This window comes from Halomonas sp. (assembly GCF_014859505.1).
In the GTDB taxonomy this organism is placed as follows: Bacteria; Pseudomonadota; Gammaproteobacteria; order Pseudomonadales; family Halomonadaceae; genus Halomonas.
Window position 1 is genome coordinate 1 of sequence record NZ_JACUUD010000270.1, and the last position, 2,185, is coordinate 2,185.

Annotated in this window: 1 protein-coding gene and 1 pseudogene; both read left to right on the top strand. The window is 68.6% G+C overall.

The features are described from left to right. The first annotated feature begins 238 nt into the window (after positions 1–238). Complete coding sequence (locus tag IBX53_RS16180; RefSeq protein ID WP_290911433.1) at positions 239–1,300, top strand: ABC transporter substrate-binding protein; 1,062 nt, start codon at positions 239–241, stop codon at positions 1,298–1,300. A gap of 91 nt (positions 1,301–1,391) precedes the next feature. Continuing rightward, positions 1,392–2,185: pseudogene (locus tag IBX53_RS16185) on the top strand (ABC transporter permease); the annotation flags it as partial.

Genomic DNA, 2,185 nt, shown 5'->3' on the forward strand with positions numbered 1-2,185 from the left:
ACCAGTTCGTGGCGCGCCTTCCGGTCGCCGAGGTCCAGAGCAGCATGCGGCCGGGCGATGTCATCGAGGTCGGCTGGCGCGACGAGGATGTGCGCGCCCTGGACATGCCCGGCCCAGGATGATGGCCCGCCGGAGTGCCACGGGGGGACGGTAGTCGCCGCCACTCCCAGGGCATCACGACAATCACAACAACAACCGTCACAACAACCACCATCACAACAAGCATCGGGAGAGTTCCATGACCCATCAGCCTTCAACCCTCAAGCCACTGGCCCGCGGTATCGCCGTCGGCAGCCTGCTTGCTGCCGGCCTGGCCCTGTCGGCCAACGCCCAGGCGCTGACAGTGATCTCCTTCGGTGGCGCTTCGGGGGACGCCATGCAGAAGGCCTACTACGGCCCCTTCGCCGAGAGCACCGGCGTGGACCTGACACCGGGTGACTACAACGGTGAGCTGTCGCGGATCCGTGCCATGGTCGAGACCGGCAACGTCAGCTGGGATCTGGTGGAGATGGAGTCGCCGGAACTGGCCCGCGGGTGCTTCGAGGGATTATTCGAGCCCATCGACTGGGATCGCCTCGGGCTTGCCGACGAGCTGATCGACTCGGCCGTCGACGAGTGCGGCGTGGGCACCTTCGTGTGGTCCACGGTGCTGGCCTATGACGCCGACGCCCTGGACGCCGCGCCCGGCTCCTGGGCGGATTTCTGGGACGTCGAGCAGTTCCCCGGTACTCGCGGGCTGCGCCGAGGCGCCAAGTACACCCTGGAGTTCGCGCTGATGGCCGATGGCGTGGCCGCCGAGGAGGTCTACGAGGTGCTGGCCACCGACGAGGGGGTCGACCGCGCCTTCGCCAAGCTCGACGAGATCAAGGAGCACATCCAGTGGTGGGAGGCCGGCGCCCAGCCGCCCCAGTGGCTGGTGGCCGGCGATGTGGTGATGACCTCCTCCTACAATGGCCGCATCGCCGCCGCTCAGGAGGAAGGCAACAACCTGGAGATCGTCTGGAACGAGAGCCTCTATGACCTGGACTACTGGGCGATCGTCGCCGGCAGCGAGCAGGTCGACGAGGCCTACGACTTCATCGCCTTCGCCAGCCAGCCGGAGACCCAGGCGGTCTACTCCAGCGAGATTCCCTATGGTCCGGTGCATCCCGACGCCATCGCCCAGCTGGATGACGAGCAGGCGCAGCGCATGCCCACCCATGAAGATAACCTCGAGGGCGCGCTGGCCATCAATACCGGCTTCTGGGTCGATTTCGGCGAGGAGCTGGAGCAGCGCTTCAATGCCTGGGCGGCACGCTGATTGACCCCCGGCAGCGGCGGGTGCCGCTGCCCCTCTTCTCTGCTGCCGCGGGTCTGCCGCGGCAGTCGTCCGAGCTCAGCGGGAGGACCCCATGACCACGACCGCGGCGTCGATGCCGGAGGCCAGGCCCGCCGGCAACCTGAGGGCCCAGCTGCGGCGGGCCGAGCGGAGGCGCAAGTTTCGGGCGGTGGCCCTGGTGGCTCCCCTGGCGCTGTTCCTGGTGGTCGTCTTCGTGGTGCCCATCGGCAGCATGCTGTGGCGCAGCGTGGACAACAGCGAGCTGGAATCGGTGATGCCCCGGACCGCGGCGGCGTTGCGGCAGTGGGACGGCAACGGACTGCCCGACGAAGCCGCCATGGCGGCCCTCGCCGCCGAGCTGCGCGACTCCCGCCAGGGCGGGGGGCTGGGGCGCATCGGTCGTCGTCTCAACTATGAGGACACCGGCTATCGCGGGCTGCTGATGCGCACCCTGCGCGGCCTGCCGGCGGCGGGGGAGGGCGTCGACGACTGGAGCGCCACCCTGATCGAGATCGACCCCGCCTGGGGCGAGACCGCCACCTGGCTCGGTATCCAGCGCGCCGCACCGGCCACCACCGACCGCTACGTGCTGGCCTCACTGGACATGGAGCGTGGGGCGGATGGCGAGATCCAGCGCGTCGACTCGCAGGACCGCCTCTACCAGGCCGTCTTCCAGCGCACCATGGTGATCGCCGGTGGTGTCACCCTCATCTGCCTGGCGCTGGGCTTTCCGCTGGCCTACCTGCTGGCGACGTTGCCGGCGAAGACCAGCAACCTGCTGATGATCCTGGTGCTGCTGCCCTTCTGGACCTCGCTGCTGGGCTTTCCGCTGGCCTACCTGCTGGCGACGTTGCCGGCGAAGACCAG

Excerpts from the sequence above, each read along its gene's own strand:
- IBX53_RS16180 (WP_290911433.1), top strand. The coding sequence starts at position 239 with ATGACCCATCAGCCTTCAACCCTCAAGCCACTGGCCCGCGGTATCGCC.